The sequence below is a fragment of the Parendozoicomonas sp. 209JJ7-1 genome (assembly GCF_058147085.1).
Map to the genome: position 1 here is coordinate 335,580 of NZ_JBYVJU010000002.1, position 15,709 is coordinate 351,288.

Below are 15,709 nucleotides of genomic sequence, written 5' to 3' on the forward strand. Positions count from 1 at the left end.
TCGCAATTCTAACGATTTCAAGCAATAAAAACTGATGTATTTTCATCGGGGATGGTGAGTTAATGTTGAAAACTGTCGCAGAAATTTTCTGGTGTTTCCTGACACTGGGCTGATACTACTTGCAGGCGGAAGTTGTTCATGCTGGGGTGGGGACGCCCAATGCGTTTCTTGCGGGTTATCTCTTGTTTTAACGACGAAGTACAGCTATCCAGCGGCCAAGATTCAACAAACTGGCCAGAGCCGCAGCAACATAAGTAAATGCTGCGGCTTTGAGCACCTTGCGTGCTCCCGGCAGATCATCCGGGGGCAGGTAACCTTCCTCAAGTACCGGCATGGCTTTATTAAAGCTGGCATCATGCTCGATGGGCAGGTTCATAATCTGCACCCAGACCGCTGCCAGCATACCGGTGGCACCAATGGCCACGGTAATCAGCGTGCTCTGGGGGACCCGGGTGAGCAGAAACACTATGGGGGAAATCATCAGGGCAAAGGCGCTGAATCTTTCTATGGTAATGGCGGTTTTGATTCTGCGCTGGCGAACCATAAAACCGGGATGCTGTTCTTTATGTTGAATGGCATGGCCTACTTCATGGGCGGCAACAGCCACGGCTGCAACCGAGCGGCCATCATAATGTTCCGGTGACAGGCAAACCTGCTTGTTTTCCGGATTATAAAAATCCTCCCCCGTGCCGCCTCTTACTACCGTGACGCCGTCCAGTTGAAAACGTTCGGTAAGATGTTCTGCCAGTTCACCTCCTGTGCCGGGCATATCGGCATGGTCAGAACCGTAGCGTTTCAAGGTAAAACGAATCCAGAGCTGTGGACCGAATGCCAGAAGCAGAATCAGGAGAAGGGGAATGGCCAGAATCATTATGGGTTATAAACCGGATATTATTGTTAACAGACAGGGTATGAATGGGAATAATAATACCCGGAGAGACGGAAACATGCCGCATATCATATAGAGGAGGGACTATGGATCAACTGAAAAGGCTGCTGACCCTACTGGCTTTGGTAATGGCTGTGCTGTTTGTGTCTCCAGCCCAAAGTGCTGGACGGGAAATTATTGTTGTGCCACTAAAAAGCGTGGTACCGGAGCAGATTGTCCCCACTGTTCAATCTATTTTGCCGGAAGGGGCGTCTGTCACTTCGTTTAATAACCAGCTGATCCTGAAAGTGACCCCTGATGAAAAGAAGATGGTGGACTCTTTGCTGGGTCAGCTCGACAGATCCCCTAAACAATTTTTAATCACAGTTCGCATGCCCCAATCACTGGGCACTCAGAACAGTGAGATTTCCGCTTCAGGCACTTTTGCGAACGGGAGAATCCAGCTAGGAGACAACAGCACTCCGGGCAAGGTGGTGATTCGCAGTGACAGCGTCAGTTCCAATAGTCAAGGCAGGCAAAGTGTAAGAGCGACGGAAGGTTTACCGGCTTATATCACTGTGGGGGAATCCGTACCGGTCACAACTGTTACGACCGACCGGTCTGGTAACAGGGAAACGGCTACGGAGTATGTTGCTGTTGACCGTGGTTTTTATGTGACCGTACGTCTTAATGGTGATCAGGTACTGCTTAATATTCGTCAGAAGGATGATAAGCATCGTAACAAAACCATTGAAACCAGAAGGCTGGAGACAAGTCTGACCGGTCGTCTTGGAAACTGGATCACTGTTGGTGGAACCGGTCGTGTATCCGGTGCTTCCAGAAGCGGGCTGGTGGTAAAAAGTTCCGATGTCAGCTCAGGTTCTGGCAGTGTTCAGCTGAAAGTTGATCTGGTGGGCGGCTAGAGCCGCCAGCCATTGCCTTTCCGGGGAATCTGGCGCAGTTTCAGAAACTACCGGGCCTTTGTCCGGATTGAGATGTTACCCTTCGCGGATGGGTGTTACCCGAGCTGTAGTACGTAGTAACACTGGTCTTGATTGTGTGCCTGGCTTTAGCCTGAATTGATATATATCTTTTTGTTTTATAAGGAAATTTATTTTTATGGCACAACCTTGGCTTTAAGTTGGGACATAATAAAAATAATAAAGTCCTATGGTTCCATAGCCCCTAACAAGAATAATAACGGGCAACAAGTGGATCAGTTTGATGGTTGTTCTTTCAGGATTGAAAGGCAGTGATAAAAGAATAACAGGGATGAACCGGCGGCACGGACAGGCAGCAATCAGATTACAACAGCCAGTAAAGTAATCCATCTGTGCAAACTTCAAAACCGCAGCTCCAGAGTTGCGGTTTTTCTTCCTCTTCTGCTTTTGTCTCTTGATGCTTTTGACCTGCTGCCAGTGGATATCTTCGGTTTATCCACGAATAACCTGTGGGTAAAATTTGTATAACTGTCATTTCTTCGGCTTCTATCCACATATTCCTGTTGATAACATGCTGTATCCCTTGTGCACCAAGGGGTAGAGATTCCCTTTGTTTTTCTGAGCGTTTATCTTGGTATAAGCTCTTGCACTTCTTCGTTATTTCTTATTCCAATAAAGTTGAATGAATACCCCATTTATAAGGGGTTTGCCTGTATAAAATTTGTACAGTTCTTTTGAAGCAAACCATTTACAGGGATTTCAAAGGATACAAACAGGTTATCAACAGGAAATCACAGCCTATCCAAAGGGTTATCCACAGTTTCTGTGCATAACTATGTTATCCACAGAGAACTGTGTATTTATTGTGGGAAACAGGTGAACAGACTGTGGATAGAAAAATGTGTAAAAATTAAGGCTTTTGTGGATAAAAAGCCCCGGAATCGGGGCAGTAGGGATTGTGGATGCCTGTGGATAAAAAAGAATCATTACTACCAGGCGCGTAATTGTCCTCTGCAGAGAGTGAAAAGTCAGGGAGCCAGGCGATCAATATCCCAGGAACCATCGTCCTGCCGTTTGTAGCAGAAACGATCATGGAGTCTGCTTGGCCGCCCCTGCCAGAACTCAATACTGCGGGGACAAACCCGGAATCCACCCCAGAAATTCGGTACCGGAACTTCGCCCTTTTTGAATTTGCGTTTCATTTCATCAAGTTTGAGTTCCAGGATTTTACGATTGGTGATCACGCTGCTCTGGGTTGAACACCATGCCCCAAGCTGGCTGCCGTGGGGGCGGCTGAGGAAATATTTCACCGTTTCTGCCTTGCTGATTTTTTCGGCATGGCCGCGGATAATGACCTGGCGCTCCAGGGGCAGCCAGAAAAACATCAAGGCAACATTAGGATTCTGGTCAATATCCTGAGCTTTCTTGCTGGCGTAGTTGGTGAAGAAGACAAAGCCGTTCTCATCGTAATATTTCAGCAGCACCGTACGTAAATCCGGGTAGCCATCTCCAGATGCGGTGGCCAGACTCATGGCATTCGGCTCAGGAATCTCCATGGTCTGCGCTTGTTCAAACCATGAGGTAAATTGTTGCGTAGGGTCAGGATTCAGGGTTTCCCTGCGAAGTCCGTCCCGTGTGTACTCTTCACGCAGTGCGCTGAGGTTCATATTCAGATTTCCAATACAACGGTCAACAAATCTTAATACCGCCTAAGAGCCTGTGACAGTTCGCATGGCGGCACTGCTTTCAATAATTATAAAGGATATGTCGTAAGGCTGTTACCGGGTGTTACCTGGTCTGGGAAGTGTTACCCGATATCGGGTGTGTGGCGTAACAAACAGGGTAACTATCGTGGGAGTGATTTTATGAGAAACTACCTAACCCTATGATTTATTTGTATTTTGTAAAAGTTGGCCCGCTGCCTGCTAAGTTATGGACACAATAATAATAAAAACCAAAAAAACAATAATAAAAATAAAATGACCGCTTCGCCTGATAATAAAAACAATAAGGGCATATGAACGGATTGTTTTGCAGGATGCTTTTTTGTGGCTGTCAGTGGGAGTCCGGTATTTGGATAGAAGATCACTTAAGTGATTCGGCAGATACGGGAGCAAGGATGCCTGAAGATGATTGACCGCACATTCTATAAAGCAATCCGCTCATAACGAGCACACTGAAACGGAGCCTTTGGCTCCGTTTTCTTTTGCCTGAAAAATCTGCCGGAAATGTCTTCGGAAGAGAGTGCTACCTTCAGTTTCCTTGAGTTTATTTTCTGGAATTGATGTGCAGTTGTTAAAACTGATACCAGATACGCAGATTATTATCATAATGGTCACTGCTATCTGTCTGGCTTCTGTCACCCGCTCTTTTCTGGGATTTGGCGATAGCATTGTGGCTATCCCGCTTTTGACTCTGTTGTTAACCCTTCCCCAGGCTGACTCCGTTGCAACTGTATTTGGTGCGGGCCTGGGTTTGTATCTCAGTGGTTTGGGACTGAATACAATTACTGGCCGGTTCAGGGAAATTCTTCCATGTCTTCTGATATCCTGCGCTGGAACAGTGTTGGGTGTTTATGTCCTTGAGAATGTTTCGGAGGAGATTCTTAAGTTACTGCTGGGGTGCTTCATGGTGGCATTTCCCTTTCTTCGGTCTGTTCTTATAAAGACAGTGACAGGCAGGCCGTTATTGGGCAGTGTTCTGCCACTCTGTGCGGGCATTCTGGGCGGATCAATTAATATAAACGGCCCAATGCTTATAGCTTACTGCGCCATACAGAGCTGGGAAGAAGAGGAGAAATTTGCAGTACTTCAGCTCTATCTTATGGTAGGTAATGCTTTGAATATAGTGTTGTATGGGTTTTCTGGAATATTGAGTGAGTTGACTTTGCTGGCTGCGATACTCTCCGTGCCGTGTATTTTGGGTGGTGTCGCATTGGGACGATATTTACGTTCATGGTTTAATGTTGATGGATATGAGAAGGTCATTAACGGTGTTTTCGTTGTCTTCGGAATAGCCTATATCATTCAGGTTTTTGCTTAAGAAAATTCAATATTGTCCACAAATTTTATGTCCAGAATGCCGGCCTCCTCTGCACTGTAGACAGGAACTTTCAGTTTCTTCTTCACCAGGGTTCTGCGCTCAGCATCCGGGCTGATAAAGATCAAACGGGCATTGGATACGGGGATATCAGGAAAATCAGTAGAAACAATTTCATCAAAGATGGGGCCTATACGGTGTTGAGCCAGAATCTCTTCTATTTCCTGAGGACTCATAGAGGTAATGAGTGTATTTTTTATCTGCTTCCTCAGAGACTTATACAGTAGTTGAAACAGCCCCCAGTTAATTTCATCTGAAGCAGGAATCAGGCAGTCCAGACTATCGATGTAAATATGATCTGCCTGATATTCGATACAGTGTTTGGTGGAGAGAGAGCGGAACATTCTGACATTGAATGTGTTCTCGATAACCGGGTATTCATAACCCATGGATATAACCAGGCTTGCCCGAACCAGATTGACCCCTCTGGAAAGGTGGAGATTCATTGATCCGGCGATGCGTGCAGCCACCTCTATCAAGGTTAAAACACCTTCGGAATTTTCTTTTATCTGAAAAAACCAGGAGCCTTTCAGTTTCAGGGTGTTGGAAATGGTGTTGGCCATCTCTGCAACACTTGGTAGCTGTGTGACAGAAACACTCTGTGAGTCAATAGATGTTCCACCCAGTATGTGACGGCGAAGCCTTGGACCACAGAAAATCAGCTGGGATGTCATATTACTGATGCAGTCTACGGTGTACTCCTTGCCGGGAAGGTACTCGCATAACAGATAGTCTCTGTCGATAGCTTCTGATGAGTGCAGGAGCTGGAGGAGAGCTGCTTTATCTTCAATAAGATAGCCATGGGCACCGCAGACATCAACAGCGGGCTTGGCCCAGATAGGGTACTCCGGAATACTGTCCGGGGACGGGTAAAGTATTGGGAGAGGAACTTTACCTGCGAGTTCACTATAGGTACTTCTTTTGGAATAACAGATTTCGGAGGCGTGTGCCGAAGAACCAATAATTTTAGCAGATAAACGACTGGCGTTGCGGGATAGCAGCATTGCACTATGATCCCGGGCTGGAAAAATCGCATCGACCTTGTGTTTTTCAATGAATGCCTGAAACCAGAGTATTTTATCGTCGTCGCTTAATCCACTGGGCAGAGTCGTGTAACGCGGATAGCGCCATTGCGCGTTGTCGTAGCTGGATTCTTGCTCTGTGAGGGAAACGCCGATTAATTCAACATCGGGATAGCCTCTCAGGAAAAGGTAAATCTCTTCACCAACATGATAATTGCTGGGGAAAACAAGAACTGTAAGGGGCTTGCCGGTTACGTTAAGGAGGTCGTAGCGACTGTTCTCCTGAATCATATTAAAACCTGCGTTTAAAGGGAGAGTGAAGCTTGATTGCTTAAAGCGGATGTAGAGTGTCAGTTGATAGGGCAGCCCTGAATGGATACCCGATGCATCAGGCGGTAATGCCCCTGATAATCATTGCAGGCGTAGTGCAGAGTCGCGCGGTTGTCCCATATGGCGATATCACCTTTTTGCCAGTGGTGTCGGTAGCAGAATTCCGGGCGGGTTGCGTGCTGACAGAGTTGACGCAACAGGGGAAGGCTCTCCTCCCTGGAAAGCCCTTCAAATCTGTCAATAAACGCTTCGTTTACAAACAGGGTTTTTCTGCCGGTATCCGGATGAGTGACAACAACGGAATGGCTGACTTCACTTTGTTTTCCTCCGGCCTGCATGGAGGATTCCTGGTCTGTATTGCTGTAATGGCCACCTGCTCCAAAGGCAAGGGCTGGAGAATGTATCGCCCTCATACCTTCAACAATTTTTTTCAGGGTATCGGGTAATGCTGTATACGCAGAGTAAAGACTGGCGAATAAGGTGTCTCCGCCATAGGCAGGAACATTAAGGGCATACAGGACTGAACCCAGTGCGGGAGCCTGCTCATAGGACATATCGCTATGCCAGTTGCCGCCAATATTTGTGTCCTGGCCAGGTGTTTTCTGGATAATCGATATTTCTGGATGTCCTTCCAGGCATGGAAAAAAACGATTGATGTAAATGGGGCCAAAGCGTTGGGCAAAGGCAATATGCTGGGTTTCTGTCAGATTCTGTTGTCTGAAGAAGAGGACTCCATAATCAAGAAATGCCTGATGAATGAAATGCCATTGCTGTTCAGACAGGTCACTGAGGTCACACCCGGTAATTTCTGCGCCAAGGGCACTGGTCTGCTGAATTAGCTCCATAACGTCGCTCAGGTTTCGCCACATCTGGGTGGTTCGACGGGGTCATGGGTATGCAGAACATTCTCTGGTGAATGAGAGCATTAGGGAGATGAGTATAGCAGCGCGTGATAAAGGCGAAGTGAGTTAATGAATGATGGTGAGCTGCTTTCAATATTTAATAAATAAATGCCGGATATGAAAAAGGCCCGCTGTCGTATGACACCGGGCCTTTTTAAATATGGCGCACCCGACAGGATTTGAACCTGTGACCCCAGGCTTCGGAGGCCTGTACTCTATCCAGCTGAGCTACGGGTGCAAAAGATTGTGACGCCCTTGGGGCGGCGCCAATAATACTCAGGACACCCCAGCAAGTCTACGGCTTTTTTATGGATTCTCAAAGGATTGCTTCCCTGTCAGGACAGTGCTGGGCGGCCTTTTGTGGTCGCTATGGGTCAAAATGTGGAATGTTCAGCTTGACGGCTGAGCACTGTCATTGTTGGCGGAGTGGCGATTGTCTATAATCGCCGCTGGCTATAACAAACGGGCCGGTTCTCCTCTACCTGGGCAGGCATAATCTGAATAACAGAAATCATGTCAGGGGATTGAGGCGGATTCAAAAGCAAGTCCGTGGCAATGATGAGGAAAGGCGAGTGGCAAACGTCAACAGGATGCGTGCTGTTAAAGTTGCAGTTTTTCTGGGGGGTATGGTGGCCGGTCTGGTAACGGCGGCACCTGCGGAAGTCGATAAGGTAACCCGTGCGGAAATTGCCGAGCGTATCGCTCCGGTGGGTAAGGTATGCCTGGAAGGTGAACCCTGCGCGAAAGCCGCGCCGGTAGCGGCCGCAAGCAGTGGACCAAGATCTGGTGAGCAGGTGTTCGGCTCTTACTGTACGGCATGTCATACCGTGGGTGTGCTTGGGGCACCGAAGAAGGGTGATACTGCGGCATGGAAGAGCAAGATGGCGGCTGCCGGATCTTTCGATAAAATGCTGACCAACGCCATTAACGGTATCAAGGCCATGCCGCCCAAGGGTACATGTGCAGACTGCAGCAAAGAAGAACTCGCAAGTGCCATTGAGTTTATGAGTGGCCTGAAACCTTGAACTGAGAACTTGTACCCTGCAGATAAAACCGGTTAGCTGGCACTGGAGAGGGCTTCCATCATGGAAGCCCTCTCTTTTTGTTCTGTTTTTTTTATTTTTTGCTGTGAGGGGGGGGCTGATGTTTCGCAGATCCGCTTTTTACCTGCTGGGATCTATATCTCACCGATAAGGTGGAAAAAAACCTGTATATGTTCCAGCCTCTGGACAGCAAACTGCGCCGGGTTGTTTCCCGGAAATGGACCTGCATCACCAGCGGTCACTAAAACTTCTTCCTGCCAGGATAGCGGCTGTAGCCGGTATTCCCCCGGTCGATATATGTGTTGCCGAAGAAAAATATGTTGAGGCCGGGAATAAGCGTATGACTGAAGAGGGAAAGGGGTTAAGCCTGCTGGTTGTCGAAGATAACGACTTCCAGCGGGCAGTTGCGGTCAAGGTTCTGGAAGATCTTGGCTGCGATTGCGTGCTGGAAGCCTGTGATGGCCAGATGGCCCTGGAAACCCTCGTTGCTCACCCGGACCGAATACATATTGTTATCAGTGATCTGGATATGCCCGGCATGGATGGTGTGGAGTTTCTGCGTCATCTTGGAGAGCAGAAACTGGCGGATGCCATGGTGGTAGCCAGTGCCCTGGATGCGGCCCTTATCCATACCGTTGAAGATATGGCCCAGGAGCACGGATTGCTGGTGTTAAGTAATATCGAGAAGCCGGTGACCCGCAGCAAGCTGTGCCAGCTGTTCACCGAATACCGTAAAGCCGAAAGGGCACGTAACCCTTCAAAAACGCCTGATACTTTCACAAAAGAAGAGATAGAAGCCGGGCTGGACAGTAACCAGTTTGTCACCTGGTATCAGCCCAAAGTCCGCATTCAGGATGGCAAGTGGGTCTCTTCTGAAGCCCTGGCCCGCTGGGTGCATCCGGAGCGGGGGCTGATTATGCCGATCCGTTTTGTTCCGGAAATGGAAAAGCAGGGCATTATCGACCGACTCACCTGGAACCAGATTCACAGCATTATTGAAACCCTCCACAATTGGCAGCAGCAGGGCCGTGACCTGACGGTAGCCGTAAATCTTTCCCCCACATTGCTCGAAGATACTGATATGCCCCGGCGACTGGAAGAAATTCTCGGACACTATAGAGTGTCCCCCAGCCGGGTGACTCTGGAACTGACTGAGAATGTGATTATGCGAAATATGGCCAGAAGCCTGGAAACCCTGGCAAGACTGCGGATAAAGGGTTTCGATTTGTCCATAGATGATTTCGGCACCGGATTCTCCAATCAACAGCAGCTAAATCGAATACCTTTTACGGAATTGAAGATTGACCAGTCCTTTGTGCAGGATATCAGCCGCAAAGCCTCCAGCAGAGCCATCGTCCAGTCTAATATCGAAATGGCCAAGCGCCTGAACCTGCAGACTGTTGCTGAAGGCGTGGAAACACCCGAAGACTGGGCAGAGCTGAAAGCACTGAACTGCGATCTTGCCCAGGGCTTTCTTATCGCTAAAGCCATGCCGGCAGAGCAGTTGAGTCAGTGGGAGCAGGACTGGTTGCGGCGTTATCACAATGATTTTGAGGGTTAAACTTCAGCTTCTCCCTTCGTTTACAGCTTGATTTCTTTCGCTTTTACCTGTTCCAGACCCCATAAAGATGGGGTGATTGGCATTTCTGTGGTCGACGCCTCACTTGCACCTGCCTTCGGCCTTCTCTAAAATGCCCGGTTCCCATGGCTCATGCCACGGGCTTGTCCGGAGATCGGTTAGATAAAAATAGTCGCCTCCATTTACTCCTTGCCTTACCCGGATAGGGTTGCCGGATTTCTGCAGCCTGTAATCCCGTGGGAGGCTATTAAACCCGTAAGGAGCAGTCATGCGTCATTACGAAATTGTGTTCCTTGTACACCCTGACCAGAGCGAACAGGTTCCCGCTATGGTTGAGCGTTACAAGAAATTCATCGAAGAAGACAACGGTTCTGTACATCGCCTGGAAGACTGGGGGCGCCGCCAGCTGGCTTTCCCGATCCAGAAAATCCACAAGGCTCACTATGTTCTGATGAACATTGAGTGCGGCGACGCAGCTCTGGCCGAGCTGACCAGCAATTTCCGTTTCAACGACGCTGTTATCCGTAACATGGTTATTCGTCGCAATGAAGCGATCACTGAGCCTTCCATCATGATGCAAGCTGAAGAGCGTCGCGAAGATCGCCGTGAAGATCGTCGTGAAGATCGCCGCGAAGAGCGCCGTGAAGAGCGTGCTGAAGATCACCGCGAAGAGCGCGCTGAAGCTCCTGCCGCTGACGAAACAGCTTCCGAGGAAGCTGCTGAATAATCCTGTTTCAGGTTAACCGACGGTTCTGAAGTTCAACCCTTCAGAACCCAGAAAAGGAGACGTTGCTATGGCACGTTTTTTCCGTCGTCGTAAGTTCTGCCGTTTCACTGCTGAAGGCGTTCAGGAGATCGATTACAAAGATCTGAATACACTGAAGGCGTACATCACCGAAACCGGTAAGATCGTACCCAGCCGTATCACAGGCACCAAGGCCCGTTATCAGCGTCAGCTGGCAACTGCCATCAAACGTGCACGTTACATCGCGCTGCTGCCCTACACTGATCGTCACTGATCAGAACAGGCAATAGCAATCGGCGATAGGCCGGGGAATAAATAATGCGTGCACTGGCAGACACTATCATGCGCGGGCGCTTGCAGGCTGCGGTCGTTACGGTTGCGGCGGGAAGTATTCCGTTGATGTTCTGGCTCAGTGCTGCAGCTGTCGCGCTGGTTACACTCCGGCGTGGCTTTGCAGACGGGCTGGTGGCTGTTCTCTGGGCAATGTTGCCGGCTCTAGCCTGGGCATGGGCAGGACAACCCGCAGGGATATTCTGCGTAATCTGGACATTTGCCATGGCACTGTGTCTCAGATCAACCTCTGCCTGGCCCACCACGCTGGTAGTTATGCTGCCGATTGGTCTGATGGTTGCGTGGGGCATAGTGGAATTCTATACCCCGCTGATGAACCAGATCGTCAGTCTTTTCCAGCAGCTTTACGGCACGAAGCTGGACTCACTGATGACCAAAGGGGCACCGGTAGATGAAAACAGCATTCGCACGTTGATTGAGGCAAGCTTTGTAAAAAGCGTCAGCTTCATCGTGGGAATCGGAGCTATTGCCGCTCTGGTTCTCGGTCGCTGGTGGCAGGCTCTGCTCTACAACCCTGGCGGGCTGAGGGAAGAGTTGTACAAGTTCCGGCTGTCCCCGGTGATCTGTGCCCTGCTGATCAGCCTGATACTGCTGACTTCGCTCAGCCACAGTCTGGTCGCAGCTGCCATGCAGCCAGTGCTGATGATGCCTATGCTGCTGGCGGGAGCTGTACTGGTGCACTCTCTTGTGTGGAAAAGAGGATTGGGCAGAAGCTGGCTGATACTTTTTTACATAGTACTGTTTGCTGTCTATCCCCTGGTTATATTGCTTGCCTGTCTTGACAGTCTGCTTGACTTTCGGGCCCGGCTCGAAAGCAGAATGTCGGACTAATCCAAACTCTGGTGAAAGGTAGAAACAAATGGAAGTTATTCTTCTGGAAAAAGTCGCCAACCTCGGCGCACTGGGTGACAAGGTTAAAGTGAAAGCTGGTTACGGCCGTAACTTCCTGATCCCCTTTGGTAAGGCTGTGCCTGCCACCAAGTCCAATGTTGAACAGTTCGAAGCCCGTCGTGTCGATCTGGAAAAAGCTGCCAACGAGAAGCTGGCAGCCGCTCAACAGCGTGCTGAGCAGCTGGACGAAATCGAACTGACCATCACTGCCAAAGCTGGCGACGAAGGCAAGCTGTTCGGTTCTATCGGTACTCGCGACCTGGCTGAGTCCATCTCCGCTGTAGGCGTTGAAGTTGCCAAGAGCGAAATCCGCCTGCCGGCCGGCCCTATCCGTACCGTTGGCGAATTCGATATCGCCCTGCAGCTGCACACTGACGTGTCTGCAACTGTTAAGGTATTCGTTGAAGCTGAAGAATAAGCTTCCGCGAAACGAGAAAGAGAACCACTGTTGCTCCAGGCTGTAAAGCCGGAGAACAGTGGTTTTTTAATGCCTGAAATTTTTGTGAAAATCTTCACAGGCCAGACTGACTCTGTTCGGAAAGGCTCACAGTGTGATAACTTTCTTCAGATAGCCCTTTCCCCTCGACCCAACCGGATATTCAGCCAGAATAATTATGCTGGACACAGAGATCACCACAGAACTGCCCGTTGATGAGGCACTTGCCTTATTGAAAAAACCGCCTCATTCCATTGAGGCGGAACAGTCTGTACTGGGTGGCCTGATGTTGGATAATGAATCCTGGGATAGGGTGGGTGACAAGATAACCGCCGAGGATTTTTATAACCCGGCCCATCGTCAGTTGTTCGAATGCATCCAGGTACTGGCCCAGGATTCCAAGCCTTTTGATCCTATCACTGTTTCGGAAGAGCTGGACCGGAAAGGTCATCTGGAAGAATCTGGTGGCATCACTTACCTTACCGAGCTGGTGGAAAGTATACCCAGTGTCGCCAACCTGCGGGCCTATGCCGAGATTGTTTATGAGCGGGCGGTTCTCCGTCGTCTGATTAGTGCTTCCCAGAAAATTGCTGACGCCGCCTATGTTCCCGAAGGGCGCAAGGCGGACGATATTGTTGAGCTGGCCGAGCGTGAAGTCTTCAAAATTGCAGAAGCCAGGGATAAGGAAGGCGGTCCCATCGGTGCCCGTGAGCTGCTGAAGAAAGCCGTTGAAAAGATTGATGAGCTGTTCAAAACCAGTGGTGCTATTACAGGCATTACCAGCGGTTTTAAAGACCTGGATAAAATGACCTCCGGTTTTCAGTCATCGGATATGATTGTTGTGGCGGCTCGTCCCTCAATGGGAAAAACAACCTTTTCTATGAACCTGGTGGAAAACGCGCTTATGGCTTCCGATGAGTGCGTAGTGGTGTTCAGTCTGGAAATGCCCGCCGATCAGCTGATGATGAGAAGCCTTTCATCCCTCGGTCGTATTGACCAGGGCAAGGTGCGGACCGGCCAGCTGGATGATGAAGACTGGCCCAAGCTTTCCAACGCGGTAAAAAGTCTGAAAGAGAAGAAGCTGTTTATAGACGATACCGCCGGTATCAGTCCCCAGGAAATGCGTACCCGTCTGCGTCGTATTCACCGGGAACATGGCAAGATTGCCATGGTGATGATTGACTATCTGCAGCTGATGCAGATACCCGGCTATAGCGAAGGCCGGACTAACGAAATCTCTGAAATATCCCGTTCCATTAAAGCGATGGCCAAGGAATTTGTGTGTCCGGTTATTGCCCTGTCCCAGTTGAACCGTTCTTTGGAACAGCGTCCGAATAAACGCCCGGTAAACTCAGATCTGCGGGAATCCGGAGCGATTGAGCAGGATGCTGACGTGATCATGTTTATCTACCGGGACGAGGTGTATAACCCGGATACCGAACATAAGGGCGTAGCAGAGATTATTATCGGTAAACAGCGTAACGGCCCTATTGGCTCGATACGTCTTGCCTTTCTTGGCCGCTTTACCCGTTTTGAGAATCTGGCTGCAGATGTTTACGGGAACTTTGATGATGAGTGAACGCTGCCTGTTCACTCATCACGGGGCACGCAACAGATAGAGTGATTTCCATCATTACGCTGGTCGCAGCTATGTACAGGATAGCAATGTACAGAGTAGCTATATGCAGAGTAGCTATATGCAGAGTAGCTATATGCAGAGTAGCTATATGCAGAGTAGCTATATGCAGAGTAGCTATATGCAGAGTTCCGTCCCGGAAAATGGAGAGGAAAGTCTTCATGGTGGTTTACTTTTGCTGACGAATGAATAATACACAAACTTGGCTTTGTAACTGTGTCTACGGTAGTGCCGAAGCATAGACAACCCACTGTAATTGTCTGACACCACAAAAAGATGATGTGGGTAGGAAAATAAGGAACATAATGGACGTGAAGCCGTAGATCCTGATCGCCAGCCTGCAGAAGCCCTGGTTTTTGGGCTGCTCAGGTAATGCCATGGCCATGGTAACCATCGGTGATGGAGGTAAAAGTCATGGGGCTGGGAATATGGAAACGGATTATTTCCATGCCCAGCACCAAGAAGGTTTTAAAGGTCGTTATGGTATGTACGCAGTCATTACAGGGAAGCTCGCAGGGCCTGTTCCAAGTCCGCAAGAATATCGTCGATATGCTCAATACCAATGGAGAGACGGATCATATCCCGGCTTACGCCGGCGGCGGTCAATTCTTCATCATTCAGCTGGCGATGTGTTGTGGAGGCCGGGTGGCAGGCGAGGGATTTGGCATCGCCTATATTCACCAAACGGGTAATAAGCTGCAGGGCATCAATAAACTTCGCCCCTGCTTCCTGGCCGCCTTTAATACCAAAGCTGAGAATGCCTGAAGCCTGGCCGTTCATATATTTCTGGCATAACTCATGATCTTTTGAGCCGGTCAGTCCTGCGTAATTAACCCACTCAACCTGGGGATGGTTTTCCAGGGTCTGGGCGATCGCCAAGGCATTGGAACAGTGGCGTTCCATACGCAAGGCCAGAGTTTCAATGCCCTGGATAACCTGGAAAGAATTCATGGGAGAGATGGCCGCACCGGTATTACGCAGGGGAACAACCCGTGCCCGGCCAATAAAAGCAGCTTCACCCAGAGCTTCCGTGTAAACGACACCGTGATAGGACGGGTCCGGCGTATTCATCACCGGGAAACGGTCGGCATGTTCCGCCCAGGGGAACTTGCCGGAATCTATAATCACGCCACCAATGGATGTGCCATGGCCGCCGAGGTATTTGGTGAGGGAGTGAACAACAATATCCGCGCCATGCTCAATGGGCCGCCACAGGGCGGGAGAGGCAACCGTGTTATCAACCATCAGGGGAACCCCTTTGGCGTGTACAGCATCGGCCAGAGCCTGGATATCAACAATATTACCCAGAGGGTTGCCGATGGATTCACAGAACACCGCTTTGGTATTGTCATCAATCAGATCAATCAGAGCGTCAATATCATCATGGGGAGCCATACGCACCTGAATACCCTGTTTGGGCAGAGTGTGGGCGAACAGGTTGTAGGTGCCACCGTACAGTTTATTGATGCTGACGATATTGTCGCCAGCTTCAGCAACAGTCTGAATGGCGTAGGTAATTGCTGCCATTCCCGATGCTACAGCAAGGGCACCGATACCTCCTTCCAGAGCCGCCATACGCTGCTCCAGCACATCGGTGGTGGGGTTCATAATCCGGGTGTAAATATTGCCGGGAACCTTCAGGTCAAACAGGTCTGCGCCATGCTGGGTATTATCAAAGGCATAGGAAGTTGTCTGGTAAACAGGAACGGCAACAGCCTTGGTTGTGGGGTCGGGTGAGTAGCCAGCGTGTATGGCTTTGGTTTCCAGCTTCATTATTTATAGTTGTCCCTGGGATGATTTTCTGTTTTGTACAGATTATCCGACAACTTTGGATAAATGAAAGGGCTTATACAGCTATATTTTTTA

Annotated in this window: 15 protein-coding genes and 1 tRNA gene; 9 read left to right on the forward strand and 7 right to left on the reverse strand. The window is 49.5% G+C overall.

Features of this window, described 5'->3' with window-relative positions:
• Positions 1–187: 187 nt before the first annotated feature.
• Complete coding sequence (locus ACY2RQ_RS03415) at positions 188–871, reverse strand: zinc metallopeptidase (RefSeq protein WP_490111555.1); 684 nt, start codon at positions 869–871, stop codon at positions 188–190.
• 104 nt (positions 872–975) lie between these two features.
• Here ACY2RQ_RS03415 and ACY2RQ_RS03420 point away from each other — a divergent pair, with 104 nt between their 5' ends.
• A complete protein-coding gene (locus tag ACY2RQ_RS03420) occupies positions 976–1,791 on the forward strand; it encodes a hypothetical protein (RefSeq protein ID WP_490111556.1) in 816 nt (271 codons plus the stop codon).
• Positions 1,792–2,173: 382 nt separating this feature from the next.
• Here the strand turns inward: ACY2RQ_RS03420 and ACY2RQ_RS03425 are convergent, their stop codons facing one another.
• Both ACY2RQ_RS03425 and pdxH read right to left on the reverse strand, forming a co-directional pair.
• The gene (locus tag ACY2RQ_RS03425; RefSeq protein ID WP_490111557.1) at positions 2,174–2,365 is read right to left on the reverse strand and encodes a hypothetical protein; all 192 of its coding nucleotides are present in this window, start codon (positions 2,363–2,365) and stop codon (positions 2,174–2,176) included.
• Between the two features lie 472 nt (positions 2,366–2,837).
• On the reverse strand, positions 2,838–3,476 hold the full coding sequence (gene pdxH / locus ACY2RQ_RS03430; protein WP_490111558.1) for a pyridoxamine 5'-phosphate oxidase: 639 nt from the start codon (positions 3,474–3,476) through the stop codon (positions 2,838–2,840).
• A 664-nt stretch (positions 3,477–4,140) separates the two neighbouring features.
• On the opposite strand from pdxH, the gene ACY2RQ_RS03435 reads away from it, so the two are divergent.
• A complete protein-coding gene (locus tag ACY2RQ_RS03435; RefSeq protein ID WP_490111573.1) occupies positions 4,141–4,851 on the forward strand; it encodes a TSUP family transporter in 711 nt (236 codons plus the stop codon).
• Here the strand turns inward: ACY2RQ_RS03435 and ACY2RQ_RS03440 are convergent.
• From ACY2RQ_RS03440 to ACY2RQ_RS03450, 3 genes are all read right to left on the reverse strand, one after another.
• Entirely contained in the window at positions 4,848–6,221 is a 1,374-nt protein-coding gene (locus ACY2RQ_RS03440; protein ID WP_490111559.1) for an ATP-grasp domain-containing protein, read from the reverse strand. The two genes, ACY2RQ_RS03435 and ACY2RQ_RS03440, sit on opposite strands and share 4 nt — an antisense overlap.
• A 59-nt stretch (positions 6,222–6,280) precedes the next feature.
• A complete protein-coding gene (locus ACY2RQ_RS03445; RefSeq protein ID WP_490111560.1) occupies positions 6,281–7,105 on the reverse strand; it encodes a TauD/TfdA dioxygenase family protein in 825 nt (274 codons plus the stop codon).
• Between the two features lie 218 nt (positions 7,106–7,323).
• A tRNA-Arg gene (locus tag ACY2RQ_RS03450) sits at positions 7,324–7,400 on the reverse strand.
• A gap of 334 nt (positions 7,401–7,734) precedes the next feature.
• On the opposite strand from ACY2RQ_RS03450, the gene ACY2RQ_RS03455 reads away from it, so the two are divergent.
• The 7 genes from ACY2RQ_RS03455 (at position 7,735) to dnaB (ending at position 13,786) form a co-directional block, all read left to right on the forward strand.
• Positions 7,735–8,187, forward strand: a complete 453-nt coding sequence (locus ACY2RQ_RS03455) for a c-type cytochrome (protein WP_490111561.1) — start codon at positions 7,735–7,737, stop codon at positions 8,185–8,187.
• A 235-nt stretch (positions 8,188–8,422) separates the two neighbouring features.
• On the forward strand, positions 8,423–9,766 hold the full coding sequence (locus ACY2RQ_RS03460; RefSeq protein WP_490111562.1) for an EAL domain-containing response regulator: 1,344 nt from the start codon (positions 8,423–8,425) through the stop codon (positions 9,764–9,766).
• A 286-nt stretch (positions 9,767–10,052) separates the two neighbouring features.
• On the forward strand, positions 10,053–10,511 hold the full coding sequence (rpsF, locus tag ACY2RQ_RS03465; RefSeq protein WP_490111563.1) for a 30S ribosomal protein S6: 459 nt from the start codon (positions 10,053–10,055) through the stop codon (positions 10,509–10,511).
• 67 nt (positions 10,512–10,578) lie between these two features.
• On the forward strand, positions 10,579–10,803 hold the full coding sequence (rpsR, locus tag ACY2RQ_RS03470; protein ID WP_490111564.1) for a 30S ribosomal protein S18: 225 nt from the start codon (positions 10,579–10,581) through the stop codon (positions 10,801–10,803).
• Positions 10,804–10,847: 44 nt separating this feature from the next.
• The gene (locus ACY2RQ_RS03475) at positions 10,848–11,711 is read left to right on the forward strand and encodes a hypothetical protein (RefSeq protein WP_490111565.1); all 864 of its coding nucleotides are present in this window, start codon (positions 10,848–10,850) and stop codon (positions 11,709–11,711) included.
• A gap of 28 nt (positions 11,712–11,739) precedes the next feature.
• Positions 11,740–12,189, forward strand: coding sequence for a 50S ribosomal protein L9 (gene rplI / locus ACY2RQ_RS03480; RefSeq protein WP_490111566.1), 450 nt, complete (start codon positions 11,740–11,742; stop codon positions 12,187–12,189).
• Positions 12,190–12,385: 196 nt separating this feature from the next.
• Positions 12,386–13,786, forward strand: a complete 1,401-nt coding sequence (gene dnaB, locus ACY2RQ_RS03485; protein ID WP_490111567.1) for a replicative DNA helicase — start codon at positions 12,386–12,388, stop codon at positions 13,784–13,786.
• Positions 13,787–14,341: 555 nt separating this feature from the next.
• On the opposite strand, the gene ACY2RQ_RS03490 is transcribed toward dnaB, so the two are convergent.
• Positions 14,342–15,616, reverse strand: a complete 1,275-nt coding sequence (locus tag ACY2RQ_RS03490; RefSeq protein ID WP_490111568.1) for a bifunctional O-acetylhomoserine aminocarboxypropyltransferase/cysteine synthase — start codon at positions 15,614–15,616, stop codon at positions 14,342–14,344.
• Between the last annotated feature and the right edge of the window lie 93 nt (positions 15,617–15,709).